The 22,105-nt window shown below is 64.5% G+C and carries 21 protein-coding genes; 15 read left to right on the forward strand and 6 right to left on the reverse strand.

All coding sequences use genetic code 11. The features are described from left to right. Positions 1-79: 79 nt before the first annotated feature. Complete coding sequence (locus AC0L14_RS19735) at positions 80-541, reverse strand: Lrp/AsnC family transcriptional regulator (protein ID WP_095496501.1); 462 nt, start codon at positions 539-541, stop codon at positions 80-82. 157 nt (positions 542-698) lie between these two features. Here AC0L14_RS19735 and AC0L14_RS19740 point away from each other — a divergent pair, with 157 nt between their 5' ends. Beyond that, positions 699-1,706 carry an ornithine cyclodeaminase family protein gene (locus tag AC0L14_RS19740; RefSeq protein ID WP_473526940.1) on the forward strand — a complete coding sequence of 336 codons (1,008 nt, stop codon included), beginning with the start codon at positions 699-701 and terminating at the stop codon, positions 1,704-1,706. A gap of 81 nt (positions 1,707-1,787) precedes the next feature. On the opposite strand, the gene AC0L14_RS19745 is transcribed toward AC0L14_RS19740, so the two are convergent. Both AC0L14_RS19745 and AC0L14_RS19750 read right to left on the reverse strand, forming a co-directional pair. Beyond that, entirely contained in the window at positions 1,788-2,720 is a 933-nt protein-coding gene (locus AC0L14_RS19745) for a dimethylarginine dimethylaminohydrolase family protein (protein WP_473750459.1), read from the reverse strand. A 22-nt stretch (positions 2,721-2,742) separates the two neighbouring features. Beyond that, a complete protein-coding gene (locus AC0L14_RS19750; RefSeq protein WP_473527004.1) occupies positions 2,743-4,335 on the reverse strand; it encodes a zinc-binding metallopeptidase family protein in 1,593 nt (530 codons plus the stop codon). Between the two features lie 75 nt (positions 4,336-4,410). Between AC0L14_RS19750 and AC0L14_RS19755 the strand changes: the two genes are divergently transcribed. The 6 genes from AC0L14_RS19755 to AC0L14_RS19780 all read left to right on the forward strand — a co-directional run bounded on the left by AC0L14_RS19755 (position 4,411) and on the right by AC0L14_RS19780 (position 9,962). Beyond that, a complete protein-coding gene (locus AC0L14_RS19755; protein ID WP_473487510.1) occupies positions 4,411-5,298 on the forward strand; it encodes a LysR substrate-binding domain-containing protein in 888 nt (295 codons plus the stop codon). A gap of 268 nt (positions 5,299-5,566) precedes the next feature. Next, positions 5,567-6,661 (forward strand): ABC transporter ATP-binding protein, encoded by a 1,095-nt coding sequence (locus AC0L14_RS19760; RefSeq protein WP_473547825.1) that lies wholly within the window; start codon positions 5,567-5,569, stop codon positions 6,659-6,661. A gap of 91 nt (positions 6,662-6,752) precedes the next feature. After that, a complete protein-coding gene (locus tag AC0L14_RS19765; protein ID WP_473750490.1) occupies positions 6,753-7,865 on the forward strand; it encodes an ABC transporter substrate-binding protein in 1,113 nt (370 codons plus the stop codon). 24 nt (positions 7,866-7,889) lie between these two features. Further along, positions 7,890-8,723: an ABC transporter permease gene (locus AC0L14_RS19770; RefSeq protein WP_473750460.1), complete on the forward strand. Its 834-nt coding sequence runs from the start codon at positions 7,890-7,892 to the stop codon at positions 8,721-8,723. Next, positions 8,723-9,529, forward strand: a complete 807-nt coding sequence (locus AC0L14_RS19775; protein ID WP_123148113.1) for an ABC transporter permease — start codon at positions 8,723-8,725, stop codon at positions 9,527-9,529. The genes AC0L14_RS19770 and AC0L14_RS19775 overlap by 1 nt, the downstream gene beginning before the upstream one ends. Before the next feature lie 187 nt (positions 9,530-9,716). Continuing rightward, a complete protein-coding gene (locus AC0L14_RS19780; protein WP_473750461.1) occupies positions 9,717-9,962 on the forward strand; it encodes a DUF982 domain-containing protein in 246 nt (81 codons plus the stop codon). A gap of 45 nt (positions 9,963-10,007) precedes the next feature. Here the strand turns inward: AC0L14_RS19780 and AC0L14_RS19785 are convergent, their stop codons facing one another. Continuing rightward, positions 10,008-11,072: a glycosyltransferase family 2 protein gene (locus AC0L14_RS19785; protein WP_473750462.1), complete on the reverse strand. Its 1,065-nt coding sequence runs from the start codon at positions 11,070-11,072 to the stop codon at positions 10,008-10,010. 171 nt (positions 11,073-11,243) lie between these two features. On the opposite strand from AC0L14_RS19785, the gene AC0L14_RS19790 reads away from it, so the two are divergent. Continuing rightward, complete coding sequence (locus AC0L14_RS19790) at positions 11,244-11,453, forward strand: hypothetical protein (RefSeq protein ID WP_473526934.1); 210 nt, start codon at positions 11,244-11,246, stop codon at positions 11,451-11,453. 112 nt (positions 11,454-11,565) lie between these two features. Here the strand turns inward: AC0L14_RS19790 and AC0L14_RS19795 are convergent, their stop codons facing one another. Next, complete coding sequence (locus AC0L14_RS19795; RefSeq protein ID WP_123148166.1) at positions 11,566-12,897, reverse strand: dicarboxylate/amino acid:cation symporter; 1,332 nt, start codon at positions 12,895-12,897, stop codon at positions 11,566-11,568. 239 nt (positions 12,898-13,136) lie between these two features. Between AC0L14_RS19795 and AC0L14_RS19800 the strand changes: the two genes are divergently transcribed. The 3 genes from AC0L14_RS19800 to AC0L14_RS19810 all read left to right on the forward strand — a co-directional run bounded on the left by AC0L14_RS19800 (position 13,137) and on the right by AC0L14_RS19810 (position 17,368). Next, a complete protein-coding gene (locus AC0L14_RS19800; RefSeq protein WP_473750463.1) occupies positions 13,137-14,996 on the forward strand; it encodes a sensor histidine kinase in 1,860 nt (619 codons plus the stop codon). A gap of 14 nt (positions 14,997-15,010) precedes the next feature. Beyond that, complete coding sequence (locus AC0L14_RS19805) at positions 15,011-16,366, forward strand: sigma-54-dependent transcriptional regulator (protein WP_473526932.1); 1,356 nt, start codon at positions 15,011-15,013, stop codon at positions 16,364-16,366. Positions 16,367-16,642: 276 nt separating this feature from the next. Continuing rightward, complete coding sequence (locus AC0L14_RS19810) at positions 16,643-17,368, forward strand: 3-keto-5-aminohexanoate cleavage protein (protein ID WP_473750465.1); 726 nt, start codon at positions 16,643-16,645, stop codon at positions 17,366-17,368. A 50-nt stretch (positions 17,369-17,418) separates the two neighbouring features. Here the strand turns inward: AC0L14_RS19810 and AC0L14_RS19815 are convergent, their stop codons facing one another. Then, positions 17,419-18,249, reverse strand: coding sequence for an NAD(P)H-dependent oxidoreductase (locus tag AC0L14_RS19815; protein WP_473750466.1), 831 nt, complete (start codon positions 18,247-18,249; stop codon positions 17,419-17,421). 90 nt (positions 18,250-18,339) lie between these two features. On the opposite strand from AC0L14_RS19815, the gene AC0L14_RS19820 reads away from it, so the two are divergent. The 4 genes from AC0L14_RS19820 to AC0L14_RS19835 all read left to right on the forward strand — a co-directional run bounded on the left by AC0L14_RS19820 (position 18,340) and on the right by AC0L14_RS19835 (position 22,021). After that, positions 18,340-19,263 (forward strand): LysR family transcriptional regulator, encoded by a 924-nt coding sequence (locus AC0L14_RS19820; RefSeq protein WP_473750468.1) that lies wholly within the window; start codon positions 18,340-18,342, stop codon positions 19,261-19,263. A gap of 178 nt (positions 19,264-19,441) precedes the next feature. Continuing rightward, a complete protein-coding gene (locus tag AC0L14_RS19825) occupies positions 19,442-19,963 on the forward strand; it encodes an Lrp/AsnC family transcriptional regulator (RefSeq protein ID WP_095496485.1) in 522 nt (173 codons plus the stop codon). Beyond that, positions 19,960-21,117 carry a saccharopine dehydrogenase family protein gene (locus AC0L14_RS19830; RefSeq protein ID WP_473750469.1) on the forward strand — a complete coding sequence of 386 codons (1,158 nt, stop codon included), beginning with the start codon at positions 19,960-19,962 and terminating at the stop codon, positions 21,115-21,117. The genes AC0L14_RS19825 and AC0L14_RS19830 overlap by 4 nt, the downstream gene beginning before the upstream one ends. A gap of 115 nt (positions 21,118-21,232) precedes the next feature. Further along, complete coding sequence (locus tag AC0L14_RS19835) at positions 21,233-22,021, forward strand: ABC transporter substrate-binding protein (RefSeq protein ID WP_145721171.1); 789 nt, start codon at positions 21,233-21,235, stop codon at positions 22,019-22,021. Positions 22,022-22,105: the final 84 nt, after the last annotated feature.

Raw genomic sequence — 22,105 nt, forward strand, 5'->3', positions numbered from 1 at the left:
AAGGCACGCCAGGGGGAGCGATAAGATGGCAAAGATGCGATACAGATCGCCCTGAGCAGCGTTCCCCTCGTCCACCTGATCACACCGGCAAGAGAGCGTTCGGCTTGACATCGGCGATGGAGGCGAAAGTGTGCGTTTCGCGCACGCCGGGCAGTGGCAGGATGACCCGCTGCAGGAAATCCTGGAACACCGCCATATCGGCGATCCGCGCCTTGACCAGATAATCGAAACCGCCAACCACCATGTGGCACTCCAGAACCTCCGGAGCTTTCGCCACGGCTTCGGCGAAGCGGTCAAAGACGTGCGGCGCCGTGTGATCAAGCCGGACCTCGATGAACACCAGCGTTCCCCGGCCGACCTTGCGCGGATCGAGCATGGCCCGGACCGCGGTGATGAACCCGTCGCGGAACAGGCGCTTCACCCGCTGGCTGGTTCCGGTCGGCGACAGCCCGACACGCCCGGCAAGATCAAGCGTCGTCCGGCGCCCGTCCTCCTGCAGCAGCCGGAGCAGGCTGCGGTCTATCTGGTCGAGGTCGCCCATTTCACAATCCACGCCATTTCAGTGACTTGTGTGCCGATTTCACGCAGAGTGTCAAAATCAACGTATTTCATCACATGAAACCTTGCAATAGCCTGCGCTTCCCTCATCCGCTCAAAGCAAATGTGGTGAGCCGATTTCGACGAAACAGGGGTGCAGGATGACCAAGGAATTGTTCAGCCCAGCCGGCGAGAGTGCGGCGGAAATCAGCAAGGGAGTGACCGAGATCCTGGTGCTGAGCGAAGCCGACGTGATGACGTGCATCGACCTCAGCCAGCTTCTCGATGTTCTGGAAGACGGCTTCAAGGCGCTGTCACAAGGCAAGGTCGTCAATCCACCCCGACCACAACTCGACATCCCCGGGGCCGGCTACAGCCTCGCCATGCCGGCCTGGATGGAGGGCATGAACCTGACCGTCAAGATCGTCAACGTCTTCGAAGGCAACCTGGCAATCGGCCTGCCCAGCCACCTCGCCACCATCAGCCTGTTCGATCCGCTGTCCGGCCTGCCGGTCTGCATCATGGACGGCACCTTCATAACCGCGGTGCGAACCTCCGGCTCCGCCGTGCTGTCGGTGCGCGCGCTTGCGCGCCGGGATGCCAGGATAGCTACGGTGGTCGGCGCCGGCGTGCAGGCCAACCAGCACCTGCATCTGTTGCCGCTGGTGCGCGACTTTGCCGAAATCCGCGTCACCTCGAAGAGCTTCGACGATGCAGCAGCGCTTGCCCGGCTGCATCCGTCGGTGGTGGCGGTCGCCGACCTCGAGGCGGCGGTGCGCAGCTCCGATGTGGTGTGCCTGGCGACGCATTCCTACGAGCCGGTGATCAAGGCAGACTGGGTTCGGCCGGGCACGCATGTCTCGTCGGTCGGGGTGGCGCCGCCCGGCGGTGAAATGCCGATCGAGCTCATCGGCAAATCCAGTCTTTTTGTCGAGACCAAGGATGCATTCAAACCGACCCCGGTCGGTTCTTGCGAGCTTGCCGGCATCGACCCTGATTTCGGCACCGAGCTTGGCGCCATGCTGCTCGATCGCGCGCCAGGCCGCGTTTCGAATCAACAGATCACCACCTACAAGGCGATGGGCATTGCGATGGAAGACATGGTCGCCGCCGATCTCGCCTATCGTTGCGCCCGACGTGTGCGCAAGGGAAAGCTCGTTGTGCTGTAGGCGCGTGCCGCGAGCCAGGCTGGGATCGACGTTGCTGACAATGGCGCTTTCGCGGAGGCGGTCGGGCTAAAGGCCGGCCCCTCAGGCCGGCTCGCGCTTCAGCGCCTGCGCCATGCAGTGGATGCCGCCGCCGGTCTTCGAGATCTCGCTCATGTCGACGGCCGCGACCTCGAAGCCGCGCGCCTTGAGCTGACCGATCAGCGTCTGGCTGGATGTCGGCGCGATCACCCTGTCCTTGCCCAGCGACATGAAATTGCAGCCGAGCGCCATCGTATCCTGGAACGGCACGTCGATGATCTCGTGGCCCTTGCCCTTCAGCCAGTCGACGATGCCAGGCTCCGTGCAGGCGAGGCAGACGGCGGTCAGCTTCTCGGCGATCGGCACCACCATCAGGTCGATATGGACATAATATTCGTCGATGAAGGCGATGCGGGTCTCCCAGCCCTCCTTGTCGAACCAGGCCTGGACCTGGCGCGCGCCCTCCTCCTGGGTGCGGGCGCCGCCGCAGCCGATCAGCACCACGCCGTCCTCGATGACGTTGAAGTCGCCGCCCTCGAAGGTGCCCGCAGTTACCAGGTCGTAGATCGGGATGCCGAGCTTCTCATAGGTGCGGATCGCCGCATAGTTCTCGCCGCGCCGCCACCATTGGGACATGGCGGTGATAATGGCGCCATACGGCGTCATGACGCTGGAATCGCGCGAATAGACCTGCATCGGCAGCTCCGGCGTCGGCTCGTGCCAGTGGATGTTGACGCCGAAATGCTCGTAGGCGGCGACCAGGTCCTTGTGCTGCGCCTGCGCGATCTGGATGTTGCACGGCGCCTCGCGCAAATGCTTGCGCGACAACGAGCTGGTCGAGAGGTGGCGCAGGAAATTCGGCGAACCGAGCAGCACGTCGGTCAGGACGTCGGTCTCGTTGGCGAAGCCCCAGGCGGTCAGCGGCTTGGTGCCGCCGGCCGGATTGCGGCGCTGCAGTGAAAACGGCTCGGTGACGATGCGATCATGGACGGTCATGGGGTTCTCCTGGCTTGAATGATCACGCGGCTTGATTGCTTGGTATCCACCAGTCCCTTCCGCGCGGGGTGGTGACATATTCCGGCCAGCGGAAATGGATCGGCGGTTCGTAGTCGCAGAGCGGCGCGAGCCAATTGCTGCCACCAATGCCGCCGCCGGTGCGGCTGACGAATTCGTCCATCGCGGCTTCGCGGGCCGCCTTGTCTTCCAGCAGGCGAAGTGCCGCCAGGGCGATCGTCTTCGCGGCGCAGGTACCCATCGGATCGATGGTGGCTGAAATGCCGCCCAGCGCGTTCATCGCCCAGGACGGATACGCCTGGCCGTTCTCGGACCGCAGCGCCGGCCGGGCGACATAGAACCGCGCCGTCGGCGCGTGCCACGACATGTCGGTGTAATCGTCGGAGGTCGAATTGAGCTGCGATGGCGGCAGGTCGCGGCGCAGCAACGCCTCCGCCTCCTCAGGCGCGATCAGTTGCTCCAACTCGGCGATAAACGGCTCATCGGTCGCCGCGCCGCCGGCATTGACCTGGATTTCGCGCGCGATCGTCTTGGCCGTCTCGTCCCAGCGCGGCGGCCCGACCTTCGACAGCGCCTCGTAGGCAATCATTGCCATGGCGTGGTTAGCCAGCCCCGGCCGCGACTTCGACACCCAGTGCCGCTCGTAGCGGCAGCCGCTCATTTTCGCGGCGGCTTCGGCATTGCGGTCGAGCACGGCGGTCACCTGCTCGGCCATCGCAAGCGTCGGCACGCGGATCATGTACTGGATCTCGGCCAGACCCGCCGGCAGATTGTCGGCGGTCGCCTGCCCTGCCGTCAGGACCGCTTCGCTGATCGACCAGCCGCCCTGATGCGGCAGCATGGAATCGCGCAGCGCCTTGGAGGCCATGTACATCATCATGAGCGCGTCGTTGGCGCCGGGCGCCCTCACCGCCGAATGCGCCTGCGGAATCGGCGCGCCATCGCTTGCGCGAACCCAATTTTCGGGTTCGTCGCACACAAAGCGGTAGATCATCGCGTAGGCCGCTCCGCAATGTGTGTCCCAGCGCGCCGTGTTGCAGAGCGGCAGCATGTAGAAGGGATGGAAGGAGATCATGCCGGCGAGGCCATCATAGTAGCCCTTTGCCGCATGGATCGGCTTCGATCCTCGCACTTTCTCCGCCGGCTCGCCGGTGAAACGCAGCGTGCCCGATATGCCGTGGCGCTGCATCGCCGCCTTGGCCGCCAGCAGACCGCCGAGGCTGGCAATGCCCAGCCCCGAATGCGGATCGGTGTGGCCGCCGGCCTCAGCGCCTAGACCCGGACGCGGTCGCTTGACGGTCGCCGCATCCTGGCAATTGCCAGGTACCGCGTCATACTCGGCATACATGCCGATGGTCGGCCCGGCGCCGTTGGTCCAGTGGGCGCAGAAGGCGGTGGGCATCCCGCCGGAGCCTTCCTCGACCGAAAAGCCCTCGTGCTTCAGATGCTCGACATACCAGGCGGCCGACTGGTATTCGCGCCAGGCGGTCTCGCCGAAATCGAAAATCGTCCGCGTCCACGCCGACAGCGACGGCTGGATATCGTCGAGACAGGCAAGCGCGGTTGCTTGGGCCGAGGTGGTCACCGGTTCCTCCATGGGTGAAAGAAAGCAGTGAAGCGCCTCGCCAAAAAGTGATATGTTTTCCCGGCTCATGCAAATTCGGTTCACCTCTTGAGAATTCCATCGACGCAGGCGCTGCGCGCCCTCGACAGTTTTGCCCGCCACGGCAGCGTCTGGCGCGCCGCGGACGAACTGCATCTGACCCGCAGCGCCGTCAGCCATCAGCTTCGCCTGCTCGAACGCGATCTCGGCTTCGATCTGCTCGAGCGAATCGGCAAGGGCGTGGCGTTGACGCCGCGCGGCCAACGCTATGCCAGTGACGTGCGCAAGGCGCTGACGGTGCTGGGCGATGCGGTAACGGGCCATGCCGGCACCGGCGTCGGCGGCTCGTTCAGCGTCAGCTGCACGCCGGGCTTCGCCTCGCTGTTCCTGTGTACTCACATTGGCGAATTCCGGCAGATGTACCCCGATGTCGCGCTGCGTATCCTGACGCCGCGGCGGCTGGACGATGTCAGCAATGCCGAAGCCGACGCCTTCATCGCCTTCGGCGTCGGCAACTGGCCGAACCGCGCGGTCGAGCTGTTGTGCGAAATCTCGTTCACGCCGCTGTGCAGCCCGACCCTGCTCAACAAGATCGGCGGCTTTTCCAAGCCCGCCGACGTGCTGCGCGCCAATCTCCTGCATCTCGGCGACACCGAGGACTGGGCGCGCTGGCTGGCGCTGTCGAAGGTCGAGAATCCCGACATCGAGGGCGGCATCTTCTTTTCCGACATGAACCTGGTCTTTTCGGCGGCGATCGCCGGCCAAGGCATCGCCATGGGCGACGAGCTGACCAGCCGCCGGGCGCTGAGCGAAGGCCGGCTGGTCCGCCCGTTCGACATCGCGATCAGTTCGCCGCGCTCCTATTTTCTCGTTTCCGAACATGCCAAGGCGGCGCATCCGGTGCTGAATGTTTTCAGTGCATGGTTGCGGTCGAAGCTGTCGGAGAACCAGCGCTAATCTCCCCCCTTGAGGGGGAGATGGCCGCGAAGCGGCCAGAGGGGGTCGCTTCGGCTGGGCTCGGCCCGGTCTGCTTTCAAAGAAAGAGGAAGTCGCCACTCCACGCGAGACGACCCCCTCTGTCGCCTTTGGCGACATCTCCCCCTCGAGGGGGGGGGGAGATTGGCGCCATAGATGAATCAAATTTGCCGGTCAGGCGAAAACTATTCGGTTGCGGTGAGCCGCCGCGCTGCCTACGATTTCAATCAGCATTGAGGACAAAGGCAGGATGCAGCAACCCGGCCGTGCCGCAGAGATCAAGGCAATCGGGATCGGCAAGAGCTTCGGCTCGTTCCGTGCGCTGGACGACCTGACGCTCGATATCGGCCGCGGCGAGTTCCTGACCCTGCTCGGGCCGTCAGGTTCGGGCAAGACCACCTTCCTGATGATCCTTGCCGGTTTCGTGCAGCCGACCGACGGTCGCCTGTTCAGCGACGGCGTCGACATCACCGAGCGGCCGGCCGAGCAGCGCGCCGCCGGCATGGTTTTCCAGGGCTACGCCCTTTTCCCGCATATGAGCGTCGAGGCCAACATCGCCTTCCCGCTCAAGGTGCGCAAGAAATCGGCGGCCGACATCAAGCGACGCATCAGTGAGATGATCGAGCGCGTCGGGCTGAAGGGTCACGAGAAGAAACTGCCGTCGCAATTGTCCGGCGGCCAGCAGCAGCGCGTCGCGCTGGCGCGTGCCTTGGTGTTCGAGCCGGGCGTGCTTTTGCTCGACGAGCCGTTCTCGGCGCTCGACAAGGGCCTGCGCGGCCAGATGCAGGCCGAGATGAAGCGGCTGCACCAGGAAACCGGCACCACTTTCGTCTTCGTTACCCATGACCAGAGCGAGGCACTGGCGCTGTCGTCGCGCGTCGCCATCTTCAACCACGGCAAGTTGCTGCAGGTCGGCGCGCCTGACGAGGTCTACGACCGGCCGGCCAACCGCTTCGTCGCCGAGTTCCTCGGCGAGATCAACATGCTGCCGCTGAAGGACGTGCGCAATGCCGACAACGGCGCCACCGGCCTGTGCGAAGACCGCACCATCACGCTGCGCGGCAATGCAAGCGCCGTCGGCAGCAACGCCATCCTGGCGATCCGGCCCGAATACATGTCGATCGCGCCCGAAGCGACAGCCGGCGAGAACGGCATCGCCGCGACTGCGGTCGCCTCGACCTATCTCGGCGCTGCGACACGGCTCGATCTGACGACGCGCCAGGGTGCCAAGGTGACGGTCTCGGTGCCGAACGAGGTCGCCGCTTCGGCACTCGGCAAGGGCAATTCCGTATGGCTGACATGGCCGGCGGAAAAAGGTTTCCTCCTTCCGGACGGAGGACAATGACGATCGGCGTAGCGAAGCTGAAATTCGCCAGGCTGGCTTCGGGAACTATCAACGACAAAAAAGGGGAACTGACATGACCAGCAATTCAAAGATGAGCGAAACCAAGAAACACTCGATCGAGACGCTGTCCGCCAGGGCGGTGCGCGGCGAGATCTCGCGCCGGCAGTTCACGCAACTGGCCGCACTCGTGCTGGCCGGGACGCCGATGCTGCTGCGCTCAACCGGCGCCTTCGCGCAAGCCAAGGAACTGGTCCTGGTCAACTGGGGTGGTGACGCCATCACCGCCTATGACGCGGCCTATGGCCAGGCCTTCACCAAGGAGACCGGCATCACCGTCAAGATGGATGGCTCCGGCCCGACCGAGGGCGCGATCGCGGCGCAGTTCAAGAGCGGCGCCCCGACCTGGGACCTGGTCGACGTCGACCCGTTCTCGGCCATCACGCTCGGCGCGCAAGGCATGCTCGAACCGATCGACTATTCGATCGTCGACAAGAAGAAGATGCGCGAGGGCTTCGGCTGGGAGCACGCCGCCTCGACCTATTTCTTCTCCTATGTCATCGCCTATGATTCCGAAAAATTCGGCAGCCAGGCACCAACCGGCATGGCCGACTTCTTCGATGTGAGCAAATTCCCCGGCAAGCGCTCGCTCTACAAATGGGGCGTGTCGAGTTGGGAAGCGGCACTGCTCGCCGACGGCATCGCGCCGGCCTCGCTCTACCCGCTCGACCTCAAGCGCGCGCATGATAAGATCGCCGCCTTCAAGGAGAATGTCGTCGCCTATTGGGGCGGCGGCGCCGAAAGCCAGAGCGTGCTGCTCGACGGCGAGGCCTCGATGGCGATCGTCTGGTCGACCCGGGCGTCGCTGATCGAGCAGGATTCCGGCGGCAAGATCAAGTTCATCTGGGACCAGGGCCTGATCTCGCCCGGCGCGCTCGCCGTGCTCAAGGGCAATCCCGGCGGCAAGGACGCGGCGATGAAGTTCATCGCCAGCGCCCAGGATCCGGAGAAGCAACTGATCATGTTCGACAAGCTCGGCCAGGGTCCGGCCAATCCGGCCACCGACGCGCTGATCCCCGCCGACAAGAAGCGCATCAACCCGGTCGACCCCGAAAACATGAAGAAGCAGATACCGCTCGACATGGAGTGGTACGCCAAGAACTACGGGGCCGCACTCGACGAATACACGAAGATCATCTCCGCCTGATAGACCGGGATAACCGGGGCCGAGATGAAAGCATATCTCTCCGACAGGATGGGCGCGGCGCTGCTGATGGCGCCGCTGCTCCTCTTCCTTGCCGCCGCCTACGCCTGGCCATTCTTCGGCGTTGTCAACTGGAGCTTCACCCTGCCCGAGCCGGGGCTCGGGCAATATGGCACGCTGTTAAGCGACCCGCTGGTGCAGTCGGTGTTTGTCCGCACGCTGCGCATCGCCGCAATCGTCACAATTGTTTCGGTTGCCGCCGCCTACGCCATCACCGTGGTGTGGGTGCGCGGCACGCCGGCGCAGCGCGTGATCGCCGAGTTCTGCATCCTGGTGCCGTTCTGGATCTCGGTGCTGACGCGCGCCTTCGGCTGGGTGGCGCTGCTTTCCAATCGCGGCCTGTTCAACACCTGGCTGCAGGCGATCGGCTTCATCTCAGAACCGCTGACACTGGTACGCAACGAATTCGGCGTCATCGTCGGCATGACGCATTTCCTTATCCCCTTCGCCGTGTTTCCACTGGCGTCTTCGATGCGCAGCCTCGACGACCGCGTGCTGCTGGCGGCGCGCGGGCTCGGCTCCAGCCGCATGCGCACCTTCTGGTCGGTCTTCGTGCCGATGACGCGGTCGGGCATCATCGGCTCGGCGCTCATCGTCTTCGTCTTTTCGCTGGGCTTCTTCGTGACGCCTGCGATCCTCGGCGGCGGCCGCAGCGTTATGGTCGCCGAGCTGATCTATCTCCGCATCTTCCAGAGCCCGGACTGGGGCCTGGGGGCGGCGATCAGCGTCGTGCTGGTGCTGTTCGTCGGCGCGCTGATGGCGCTGGTGTTCCGCTATGTCAGACCGAAGCAGCTGATCTGATGCCGACCTACCGCCCCGGCCCCGTCTCGCTGGTCCTCGCCGCCCTGGTTGCGCTATTCCTGCTGTTGCCGCTGCTTGCCGTGATCCCGGTGTCGCTGACGCCGACCCGCATGCTGGCAATGCCGTCCGGCGAATTGTCGCTGCGCCACTACCGGGCGCTGATCGAGGATCCGCGCTGGATCAACTCGATCCTGCTCTCGATCAGGATCGGCGTCGTCAGCAGCGCCTTCTCCACCGTGCTGGCGCTCTGCTTCAGCCTTGGCGTGTGGATGTTCCAGCCACGCTTCACCGCCGCACTTGTCGGCTTCGTGCTGCTGCCGATGGTGGTGCCGCCGGTGGTCTCGGCGATCACGCTCTACTTCCTGCTGACCTCGATCTCGGGTGTCAGCTCATTCTTCGGCTACGATACCTGGCTCGGCGTCGCCATGGCGCATGCAGTGATGACGGTGCCCTTCGCCACGGTGCTGATCCTGGTGTCGCTCAGCCAGCTCGACCGGCGCATCGACCTTGCAGCGCGCGGCCTCGGAGCCACGGTATGGGAACGCGCCACGCGCATCATCATGCCCAACATCAAGTTCGGCATCGTCACCGCCGCCCTGCTGTCCTTCGTGCTGTCATGGGAAGAGATCGGCGTCACCCTGTTCATCACCTCGGTCAACGCCATCACGCTGCCCCGGCTGATGTGGATGGGCCTGCGCGACAACATCGACCCGGCGATCGCCGCCCTCTCGGTGATCCTGATCATCATCACGGTTTTGGTGCTTGCGGCGCGCAGTGTTATGGTCAGGCTGCGCGGGGCGCATTAGGGCAGAAGCGTGCCTGCCCTACCCGGGTCGGCATGCACCGCAAGGCCATTGCGTTCGTTGCGTTGGAACGGGACGCCCACCGACTCCTGGCGGCGGAGCGCCGCCTTCACGCCATGGTGACAGGCACGAATGAAACCTTGCGCCACGATATGCGTTTTGGTGGGTTCAACTCATCAAAGGTTCCACCATGAACCAAGGATGGTTTTCCAAGCCGGTTGCGGTTTCGGTCGGCATCACGGGAGCGATCCGACATATTTCCAACGCACAACAGGCCGTCGAATTGCTGACAGGCCAGTGGCGGGATGCGGGCAGTCTGCAACACAGCTCAGCGCTGCGCGCATGCCGCCGGGCCATGAGCGGCGATGTTTCGGCCGAAATCGCCAGGGATGCGTTTGTCGGAGCCGCGCGGGAGGCGCATGTTCTGGTCGAGTGAGAGGCCGAACAGAGCCGGATAGTTGGCGGACTATATCAAAGCAAGCTATCCCATCGCGTGGCGGATTGTCTTGGACAGACGGCTGAGGAATGCCGGTCTCGACGACGCGTCAAGCTTCCACGACAGCACCGCCATCGCCATTTTCCGCGGCAACACCCCGACCGATAGGAACCAGGCGGCAAGGACGGCGCGCCGGCGCAGGGACGCCGTCATTTCGAGGCTGGCCACGGCGCCCGCCGCCCCGAGCGCCAGCCGGGAATCATTGGCCACGGGGTGCTGGCGCTTGTCTGCGCACAGCGACGCCAGCCGCTCTTCCAGATGGACCGGATCGTGGCGGACAGCCTCCGACGGCACAATTGTCAGGCCGATCCCGGAAGCATGGTCCGACAGCGCCTGCATGCGGCGGAAATCGTGGGTTACCCTCCAGCGTGCCCGCTCGGCGAGCTTTTCACCGAAGACCGAATGATTGGCGCCGTGGATCCGGTAGGCGCCGAGGCATTCGTCGATGGACTGGACGTGCCCGTAAAGCGGCGCCAGTGTCGCAAGATAGCCATCGGCTCCCTGGCGGAACTCCGGCTCGGGAATCGGCATGATCGATTCCAGGGTTGAGCGGTCAAAGGCCAGCCCGCTGGTCACAGTAGTCTGATAGCGGCCCTTGTTCAGGAGTTTCGGCATGACGTCGCCGCTGTCGAAAGGCAGTTCGGGCGGCGGAAAGACATCCTTGATGCGTTGTCGTTCGTCGACGATATGCAACCTGGACTGCACCTGGGCGGTTGCCGCGTCCCAGGTGTCGACGATCCTGGAAACGGCGGTCGGATAGAGAAAGTCGTCGGCGTCGAGGAACAGGACGATCTTGCCCGAGCTTGCCGCAAAGCCGGTGTTGAAAGCGGCGGCATGCCCGCCATTTTGCGCTCGCGGGCAGGCGAGGATCCTGTCCCCATATGATTTCATGATTGTCGTCGAATTGTCCTGAGATGCATCGTCGACGACGATGACTTCTACATCCGCGTAGTCCTGCTCCAGGGCGCTGTCGATGCTGCGTTTGAGGAAACGCGCGTAATTGTAGTTCGGGATGATGATGGATACCGGAATCCTCGGGACAGACTGCATCGCATTTGACCTCGCATCTTGCTTTGGTTTCGGCAAAATCCCGCGCACGGGCCTGCCCCCTCTTCAAGTGCCCGACGAGTTTCCTGAGGAAAAGCCTGCGGCTTTCCATCAGGAGACGGGCTCGCTTTGCGACTTCGTACTGAGGCCGCAATGCCTTCGAGGGCTGCCGCCTTGGTCAAGGTTGTGGTCGGCGGCAGCAAAAGCTCCGACGGTTTTCGGCCGGTCGCAACCGAGCCCGACGGAAATGTCTCGCCCTTCGGTCGCGATCAGGTCGGGATCGAGGTGGACGGGCGCCTTGAAGGCATGGCGGATACTGACCTTCAAATACGGCTGGAACAAGCCCCGCACCAAGAACAAGACTCACAAGTCTGTTACATCTGAGGCAGCGCGCAGCGGCGTGGACTGTGGATAATCGCAGAGGTTGGGAGGTTGGCGGCGGCTATACCGAAGCCGGCGGCAGCCGGCTTCGGTATATGACCGTGCAGCCTGAACGTCAGGCTGCCTGCAGCCCCGGCAGCGACAGATCGGCTTCCTCCGGCAAGTCGCCGGCCATCGCGGCGGCAAACTTGGTCTGGTCGAGTTCCCCTTCCCAGCGCGCCACGACCACGGTCGCCACCGCATTGCCGACGAAGTTGGTCAGTGCCCGGCACTCCGACATGAAGCGGTCGACGCCGAGGATCAGCGCCATGCCGGCGAGAGGCACGGTGGGAACTACCGAAAGCGTCGCAGCAAGCGTGATGAAGCCGGCACCGGTGATGCCGGCGGCACCCTTGGAGCTCAGCATGGCGACGGCGAGCAGCAGGATCTGGTCGCCGAAGGTGAGCGGCGTGTCTGTCGCCTGCGCGATGAACAGCGCGGCCAGCGTCATGTAGATGTTGGTGCCGTCGAGGTTGAAGGAATAGCCGGTCGGGACGACCAGGCCGACCACCGAGCGGTTGCAGCCGGCGCGCTCCATCTTGGCCATCAGGCCCGGCAGTGCCGCTTCCGAGGACGAGGTGCCGAGCACCAGCAGCAGCTCTTCCTTGATGTAGCGGATCAGCGCCAGGATCGAGAAGCCGTTGTAGCGGGCGACCGCGCCGAGCACCACCAGCACGAACAGCAGCGCGGTCAGGTAGAATGTGCCGATCAGCATGGCGAGGTTGGCGATCGAGCCGATGCCGTATTTGCCGATGGTGAAGGCCATGGCGCCGAAGGCGCCGATGGGCGCGGCCTTCATCAGGATGGCGACGAGGCGGAAGATCGGCGTGGTCAGTGCCTGCAGGAAATCGACGACCGGGCGGCCGCGGTCGCCAACCAGCGCAAGAGCGAGCCCGAACAGCACCGAAAAGAACAGCACTTGCAGGATGTCGCCCTTCGCAAAAGCGCCGGTGATCGTGTCGGGGATGATGTTCATCAGGAAGCCGACGATGCTGGTGTCGTGCGCCTTTTCGGCATACGTCGCCACCTTTGTGGCGTCGAGCGTAGCCGGATTGATGTGCATGCCGGCGCCGGGCTGGACGACATTGGAGACGACGAGACCGACGACCAGCGCCAGCGTCGAGAACACCAGGAAATAGATCATCGCCTTGCCGGCGACGCGGCCCACCTTCTGCAGGTCGGAAACGCCGGCGATGCCGGTCGCCACCGTGAGGAAGATCACCGGCGCGATCACCATCTTCACCAGCTTGATGAAGGCGTCGCCGAACGGCTTCATCGCCTCACCGGTTTCGGGATAGAAGTGGCCGAGAAGCACGCCGGCGGCGATCGCCGCCAGCACCTGCACATAGAGATGCCGGTAGAAAGGAAGTTTGCCGCGCGGCTCGGCGGCAGCGAATACTGTCTGCATGACGTCCTCCATTGTGCTCCGATCGAAAGCTCGACCTCCCGGAGCAATTGCGTTGACCCCCAGCAGCCTCGCGACCGCTGAAGTCGTGTCTGCAACTGCCGTGCCAAGTGCGCGGAAAAGAGCCTCTCCCTTTGATTTTATTGAGTATTCCAGAACTCACGAGGTCGCTTCGCACACAGAAAGTGCGGATATTCGCATAGCCGAATTGTGATTTGTGCGAAATCATGCACAAATAGGCGATGCTTCAACGCCCCGCCGCTGCCTTGTCGTCGACGCCCGAGCAACTCGGCAGGCGAGCGCGCCATGCCTGGCTGCTGTTTGCGGCCATCGCCCTTGCGATCGCCACGGTCGCACTTTACGGCGCCGGCCTCTATGGCCGCACCACCGAGGTCAGGGCCTTGGCGGCGCAAGGTCGCACCGATGCCAATCTGAAGGTCGCGCTGCTGCGCGCTGTGCTGGAAAGCCCGCGCGCCCTGCCCCTGCTGCTGTCGGAAGACCAGCAGGTGCGCGACGCGCTGGCGCAGAAAAGTGGTGCTGCAACCGATGTGCTGAACCGCAAGCTCGAAGGGCTGGTCTCCGGCACCAAGGCTTCGGTGCTCTATGTCATCGGCACCGACGGGCTGGCGATCGCCTCCAGCAACTGGCGCGACCCGATCAGTTTCGTCGGCAACGACTACCGGTTCCGCGATTATTTCTCCGCGGCGATGCAATCGGGAACCGCCGAATATTTCGCGCTCGGCAATGTCAGCAAACGCCCCGGCCTCTACATCTCGCGCCGCGTCGGCGACGCTGCCGCACCGCTCGGCGTCGTCGTCGTCAAGGCGGAGTTCGATCAGCTCGAGGCCGACTGGCGCGAGGCGAACCGCCCGGCCTATGTCAGCGACGAGCATGGCGTCGTCCTGATCACCAGCGTGCCGTCCTGGCGCTTCATGACGACGGCGCGGCTTGCCGGGCCTGATCTTGCCGCCATCCAGGACAGCCAGCAGTTCGGCGATGCACTGCTGATGCCGTTGCCGATCACGCGCCCGCAGGCACTTAGCCCGGACATGTCGATCGTCCATGCCGTGACGCCCGGCGGCAGCGATGCGGAATATCTCAGGCTTTCAACCCTGATCCCTTCGACCCCCTGGCGGCTCGACTATCTCGTCCCGGCCGAGGCGCCGATCGCCGCCGCGGCCCGTGAAATGCGGCTCCTTGCGCTCGGCGTCGTTGTTCCGTTGCTCGGCCTTGCTGCGTATCTGTTGTGGCGTCGGCAGTCAGGACAAATGCGGATCGCCGCCGAACAGGCGGCGCGCACCGAGCTCGAACGCCGCGTCGTCGAACGGACCGAGGATCTGAGCCGCGCCCGTGACCGGCTGCAGGCCGAGATATCAGACCACCGCAGCACCGAAGCCAAGCTGCAGGTGGTGCAGCAGGATCTGGTCCAGGCCAACCGCCTCGCCATCCTCGGCCAGGTCGCCGCCGGCGTCGCCCATGAGATCAACCAGCCGGTCGCCACCATACGCGCCTATGCCGACAACGCCCGCGTCTTCCTCGACAGGAAGCAGACCTCGCCGGTCGAGGAAAACCTCGGTGCCATCGCAGCACTGACCGAACGCATCGGCACCATCACCGAGGAGTTGAAGGCCTTTGCCCGCAAGGGCCGCACCGCCGCCGAGCCTGTGGAACTGCGCGGCGTCATCGAAGGCGCCGTCGTGCTGCTGAGAAGCCGCTTTGCCGGCCGGCTCGAAGCACTGGCCATCGACCTGCCGCCGCCGAGCCTCAAGGTCATGGGCAACCGGGTCCGGCTCGAACAGGTGCTGATCAACCTCTTCCAGAACGCGCTGGAAGCGCTGGACGGCCGCGACGATGCCAGGGTGCAGGTCTCGGTCGAAGACACGACGGATGGGGTCACGGTCGGCGTGTCCGACAACGGCTCGGGCATTCCGCCTGCTATCCTTAAATCGCTGTTCACGCCGTTCAACACATCGAAGGAAAAAGGCCTCGGCCTTGGTCTCGTCATCTCGAAGGACATCGTCGCCGATTACGGCGGCCGCATCGAGGTTTCGAGCGACGACAGCGGCACCCGCTTCACCATCCATCTTGCAAAAGCAGCGTAATGGCCAAAGCAGAAATGACGAACGATGACGCCGCGCCAGTCATCCTGATCGATGACGACAGCGATCTCCTGAAGGCCACTGCGCAGACGCTGGAGCTTGCCGGCTTCTCGGTATCGGCTTTTTCGGTGGCGGCCGAGGCGCTGGCGACGCTCGACGCCGGTTTTGCCGGCGTGGTGGTGTCGGATATCCGCATGCCTGAGATCGACGGCCTGCTGCTTTTCGACCGCGTCCTGCGGCTGGACCCGGACGTTCCGGTCATCCTCGTCACCGGGCATGGCGACATCGCCATGGCGGTCAAGGCGATCAAGGACGGCGCCTACGACTTCATCACAAAGCCCTTCGCCGCCGATCGGCTGGTGCAGAGCGTGCACCGCGCCGCGGAAAAGCGCCGCCTGGTGATGGAAAACCGCGCCTTGCGCGAAGCGGCCGGAGAGGCGCAGGACGGCCTGCCACTGATCGGCCAGACGCCGGCGATGGAAAGGCTGCGCCGGACGCTGCGCCAGATCGCCGACACCGATGTCGACGTGCTGGTGACCGGCGAAACCGGTTCCGGCAAGGAGGTGGTGGCCAGCCTTCTGCATCGCTGGAGCCGCCGCGCCAGGGGCAATTTCGTTGCGCTGAATTGCGGCACGCTGCCGGAGACGGTCATCGAGAGCGAATTGTTCGGCCATGAGGCGGGCGCCTTCACCGGCGCGCAGAAGAAGCGAATCGGCCGCATCGAACATGCCAGCGGCGGCACGCTGTTCCTCGACGAGATCGAAAGCATGCCGGTCTCGACACAGGTGCAGATGCTGCGCGTGCTGGAGATGCGCGAGGTCACGCCGCTCGGCACCAACGAAATGCGGCCCGTCGACCTGCGCGTCGTTGCGGCCGCCAAGGTCGATCTCGGCGACCCGCACCAGCGCGGCACGTTCCGCGAGGACCTCTACTACCGGCTCAACGTGGTGACGATTTCCATTCCGCCGCTGCGCGAGCGCCGCGACGACGTCGCCCTGCTGTTCTTCTATTTCGCCGAGCGCGCCGCCGCCCGCTTCAGGCGTCCGGTGCCGGCGGTGCCGGCCGCGGTGCACCGCCATCTCAGGGAGCATGACTGGCCGGGCAATGTGCGCGAACTCGCGCATTTCGCCGAGCGGTTTGTGCTTGGATTGGAGGAGGGTGCCGGAGCGCCATCCCCTGCCCCAACCCAGCCGGATGCCGCCATGAAGCTGCCGGAGCGGCTGGAGCGCTACGAGGCCGACATCATCCGCGAGACGCTTGGCCGCAACGAGGGCGACGTCAGGCGCACGATCGAAGCGCTGGGGATTCCGCGCAAGACCTTCTACGACAAGCTCCAGCGCCACGGCATCGTGCGCAGCGAGTTTTCGAGGTAAGGGTCGACGGCCGGCGCTGCCCCTCATCTGCCTGCCGGGAGAAGGACGCCTTCACCGAAGATTTCGCCAATCATCAGCGTAGCAGAAAGAGCGCTGAGGTTGCGGCCCGCCCCCCTTCTCCCCGTCACTATACGGGGAGAAGGTCCCGGCAGGGGGATGAGGGGCAGCGCCAACATCGGCGACTCTTCGCCACCAAGAAGCGGCCGCCCGGCACGAACCCGATTCCTGTGTCTGCGATCATGCGCTAGACTTGCCAGAATTCAACCGGGCTGACCCATGATTGTCCAGACCTGCATCAATGGCGCGCGCAGCGCCGATTTCCATCCGCAGCTGCCGCTTGATCCTGAAGCCATGGCGCGTGACGGCGCGGCCAGCGTGGCCGCTGGCGCGGCCGAGCTGCATGTCCATGCACGCGGGCTCGACGGCCGCGAAAGCCTCGCGCCGGCGGCGATGGACCGTACCATCCTTGCGCTTCGCCGCGCCTGCCCTGGAACGCTGATCGGTATCTCCACCGGCGCCTGGATCGAGAACGACGACGAGCGGACGCTCGCCGCGATCGCCGGCTGGAGTGAGCTGCCCGACTACGCCTCGGTCAATCTGAGCGAGGAAGCCGCGCCCGAAGTCATGCAAAGCCTGCGGCAGCGCGGTATCGGCATCGAGGCCGGGCTCGCCTCCGTCGCTGATGCCGAGCGCCTGGTCCGCCTCGACCATGGCAGCCAGGTGCTGCGCATCCTGATCGAGATCTCCGAGCAGGAAAACGACGTGGCACTGGAGGTCTGCAACGGCATCGCCGCCGTGCTCGACCGCGCCGAGATGCGTCGCGCCATCCTGCTGCATGGTTCCGACGCCACGGTGTGGCCGTTCGTGCGCAGGGCGGCGGAGCGCAACTGGTCGACGCGCGTCGGGCTGGAGGACGGCAAGGCGCTTCCGGACGGCACTACGGCATCAGGCAATGCCGCACTGACGGCTGCTGCCGTCGCGATCTTCCGGGCCGGTCGCTGATTCATCCCATAGGCTTCGGGCGCCTTGCCCGATCTTTTCGGGATGCTGCGTCAGGCCACGTCCCGCAAAGTCGAGCGCGGCGTCGCCGATTTCGCGCCTGCGCGATCCTCGTGAAGCGCGAAGCCCGCAGCGCCCGGGTCGCCCAGTTCAGAGCGGAGCTGCATGCTCGGGATGTGATAGTCGCCGCCATTCTGCTGCCGATAGGGAATGGGTCGGGTTGTCTCGAGCGTCCGCATCCTTTCGCGCAGGCGCTCCGCAACAGGCTCGAAATCGGCCTCCCCGAAACGATCCACTCTGTAGACCACGAACGGCGGAAGTACGTCGTAGCCCGGATAATAGAGGATCCCGTGATTGATCGGGAACAGCAGGTCGCCGATCGGGCCGTTGACGCCGCGGGCGGAATAATGCTCCTCCCAGCCGCCGGCGGTGACGATCAGCATCGCGCGCTTGCCGGCGAGCGTTCCCTCGCCAAAGCGGTCACCCCACCGCTTGTCGCTATGCTCGCCGACACCATAGGCGAAGCCGTAGGCGTACACCCGGTCGACCCAGCCCTTGAGGATCGCCGGCATGGCGTACCACCAGAGCGGGAACTGGAGGATCAGCGTGTCGGCCCACAGCAGCTTCTCGATCTCCGCTTTGACGTCATCGGTTAGAGTGTTGGTCGCAAAAGCTTTTTTGGAGGCCCCAGCCGGCAGGAAGCGTTCTTCGGGCGGCCACGACGGAAAGTCGGCACGGTCCACCTCGGCTTTCCAGCCATCGGCATAGAGGTCCGATATCAGCACCTCGTGGCCCTGGGCCTCGAGTTCCCTGATGGCGACGTCACGCAGTGCGCCGTTAAGCGAACGCGGTTCAGGATGAGCAAAAACAAGCAGGACTTTCATGGATCAACTCCGAAGGACAATGAACGCTGAAGGTAGCCAGCCCTGGGGTGATCCGCTATATCCAGGCAATGCATAAGATTATGCCGAATAATGGATAGATCTGATGTGACCCTCGAGCGCATGCGCACCTTCGTTCGCGTCGCCGAGCGCGGCAGCCTGTCGGCGGTGGCGCGCGAGCTCGGAGTAGGGCAGTCGACGGTCACACGGCATTTGCGCGAGCTCGAGGACGCCGTCGGCGTGCCCCTGCTCAGCAGGACCACCCGGCGTGTCACGATGACCGATGAAGGCAGCCGTTACTATGCCGACAGCGTCCAGATCCTGCGCCTCGTCGAGCAGGCCGGCGATGAGGCACGGGGCACGCGCGGGGCTTCGGCCGGCACGATCCGGATATCCTGCACGGCGGCGCTCGGGGTTTTGCACATCAGCCGGCTGATCTTCGCCTTTCAGGACCGCTATCCCGACATCGGGGTTGATCTCAGCCTCACCGACGAGCGCATCGACCTTGTGCGGGAGGGCGTCGACATCGCGCTTCGCCTCGGTCCGCTCACCGACAGCTCGATGAAGCTGCGGGCGCTCGGTCAGTCCCGGCGTCTGCTGGTGGCGTCGCCGGCCTATCTGGCGGCGCGGGGCAGACCGGCTGTCCCGCAGGACCTGCCTGGCCATGAAGGCATCCGGATGTCGAACATCGCAGGAAGCGACACGCTCGCCCTGCAGGGGCCGGGCGGCGAACGCCATGCGGTACCCATTGGCGGCCGATTTCGGGTCGACCATGGGCTCGCAGCGCGCGAAGCGCTCGTCGCCGGACGCGGTATCGCACCTGCCCATCACTGGCTTGTCGACGATCTCCTGGCGGCCGGTCGGCTGGAAGTGATCCTGCCAGACTACACCCCGCCTCCCATACCGCTGAGCATGTTGCTCGTCCCGGAGCGCGCGGGCATTGCCAGGGTCCGGCTGCTGGTCGATTTTCTCGCCGAGCAGATTGGCGGCATTCCTGGGATCGAGAAGCCGCGTTAGTCGGCATGCCCTCGGTCGGCCACGGCACCGGCAAAACCCTCCGTCTTCCGGGTTACACCGTCCGGCCTTGTTGACAAGACGGCCGAACGCTCTTGCGATTTCAAAAGATACGCCCTAAGATGTTTTCATATCAGAAAGAAAACTCCATCATTTCTTTTCATTTATGAAAGTTTGAACGCTGCGAGAACATCTCGATCAGACCGACCGGCGACTAGTCAAGCTGCTGTCGCAGGACGCGCAGCTTGGCGTCAATCGCCTCGCCGAGAAGATGGCGGTCTCGGTGCCGACGGTGCGCATGCGGCTGCGCAACCTGCTCGACCGCAACCTGCTCAAGATCGTCGGGCTGCTCAACCTGACCGAGCGCCCAGAATTGATCTCGGCGATCGTCGGCATCAATGCCCAGGGCCGCGGCCGCGCCCGGGAACTGGCGCAGCGCATCGCCGAGCTGCCTTTCGTCAACTCGGCCTCCGTTGTCACCGGACGCTTCGACATCATCGTCGACGTGACGGTGGCCGGCGATGTCGCCGATCTCTACCGCGTCACCAGCGAGCTGATCCCCGGCGCGGGCGAGCCCGGCGAAGTCGTGCGCAGCGAGACGTTCGTCGTCATGGCCTCCTGCAACAAATGGGTCAGCCTGCCGGAAGGCTGCTGGTCGGACGAGACCAAGCGCGACGAAACTGGGCGAAAGGAAATGCCATGAAGATCGCGGTTCTCGGCGGCCTCGGCCTGCAAGGCCGGGCGGCGATCGCCGATCTCGTCGCCAGCGCCGGCGTCGAAGAAGTCGTCTGCGTCGATACCGCGCCGGACGGCGCAGCCCGGCTTGGCGGCCTGACCGACCTCGCCCGCGTGCATTTCGTCGTGCCCGAAGGTGCGATCGCTCCAGTGTTGGCGAAGGTGTTGACGGGTGTCGACGCCGCAATCGACCTGTTGCCGCAGCCGCTGATGCGCGAAGCGGTGCTGGCCGCGATCGCGACGCGCACGCCGCTGGTCACCACCAATTACGGCAAGACCATCGCCGACCTCGCCCCAGCGGCGGAATCGGCCGGCGTTTCGATCATGACCGAATGCGGGCTCGACCCCGGCATCGACCTTGTGCTCTACGCGCGCGCCGCAAGGCAGTTCGACGCCATCACGACAATCGATTCCTATTGCGGCGGCATCCCCGAGCCGAAGGCGATGGCCAAGCCGCTGTGCTACAAGGTGAGCTGGAACTTCGATATGGTTCTGATGAGCCAGAATCGCGACAGCGTGGTGGTCGAGGACGGCCAACGGGTCGAGGTGCCGGCCGGCCAACAACATGAAAATCGCTTTATTCACGAGATCGAGGTCGCGGGGCTCGGCAGGCTGGAAGCCTTCCCCAACGGCGACGCGCCGCATTATGCCGGTATGCTTGCCGCCGCCAAGGGGCTGCAGCGCTCCGGCCGCTATTCGCTGCGCTGGCCGGGCTGGTCGGCGTTCTGGGCGCCGCTGAAGGAGCTTGGCTTCCTCTCCGAAGACAAGGTCCCCGGCGTTGGCGCCAGTCCACGCGAATTTCTCGGCCGGCTGCTCGGCCCGCAACTGCAATATGGCGCCGACGAGAAGGACCTTTGCGTGATGCGCAATGTCTTCTCAGGCACCCAAGGCGGCCGCCGCAAGACGGTGACGTCGGACCTGGTCATCGAACGCGACCTGGCCTCCGGCCTGTTCGGCATGAGCCTCGGCGTCGGCTATCCCGCCAGCATCGTGGCGCAGATGCTGGCGCGGGGCGAAATCACCGAGCCCGGCCTGCTCAACCCGCTGCTGCATGTGCCCGACGGCCGCTTTCTCGATGAACTGGCCCGACGCGGTATACGGGTATCCGAAATGATCGACTAGGACTGAAGGATTTTCGAACGGTGGTCGCCGCCGGCAACGGCGCTGCCGCTCAAAAAGCACCCCAAGGGGTGGAACAACAAGTGAAAATAACAACGACAACAAGGAGGAATGCCCAATGAAGATTGCCAAGCTTTTCATCGCAGGCCTTGCGCTTGCCGGCCTCACTGCCGCGGCCAGCGCCGGAACACTCGACGAGATCACCAAGCGCGGCGAATTGCGCGTTGCCGTGCAGACGCAAGGACCGCCCTTCTCGCTGGTCGGCGCTGCCGGCGAACGCACCGGCAGTTCGGTCGAGCTTGCCGAACTGATGGCCAAGGAAATGGGCGTGAAGATCACCTTCCTCGATTTCGATTGGGATGGGTTGATCCCGGCGCTGCTGTCGGGCAAGGCCGATCTTCTGGTCGCCGACATGACGCCGACGCTGGCGCGGGCGATGAAGGTCGCCTTCACCAAGCCTTACATGTACACGGGCAGCACCGTCTTCACCAAAGCCGACAGCAAATTCAAATCCACCGAGGACTGCAAGGCCAAGGGCACCAAGATCGCCGTGCTGCTCGGCGCCACCGGCGAGAAGGAGGCCAAGACCGCCTTCCCCGATGCCGACATCAAGAGCTACAAGGGCGGCGGCCCGCTGCTGCTCGACGCCGTCAACAACGGCCAGGCCGATTGCGGCGTCAACGACGTCTCGGCGGTCAAGGGCCAGTCGACCGCCTATCCGGCCGGCAGCTTCACCATCATGCCGGACATGCTGTCGAAGGAGCCGCTGGCCTTCGCCACGCGCTATGACGAGCAGGACCTGCTGACCTGGATGAACCTGTTCCTCGACCAGGTCAGTCTCGACGGCCGCCTGCAGAAGAACCTCGACTACTGGGTCAATTCCGACGACTGGAAGAAAGACCACTAAGCAGCGAAACAGTCCGGACGGTTCGCAACCGAACGTATCGATGCGAACCGTCCGGCACTTCGCCGCTTGAGGAACCAGTCCAAC

Source organism: Mesorhizobium sp. WSM4841 (genome assembly GCF_055811515.1).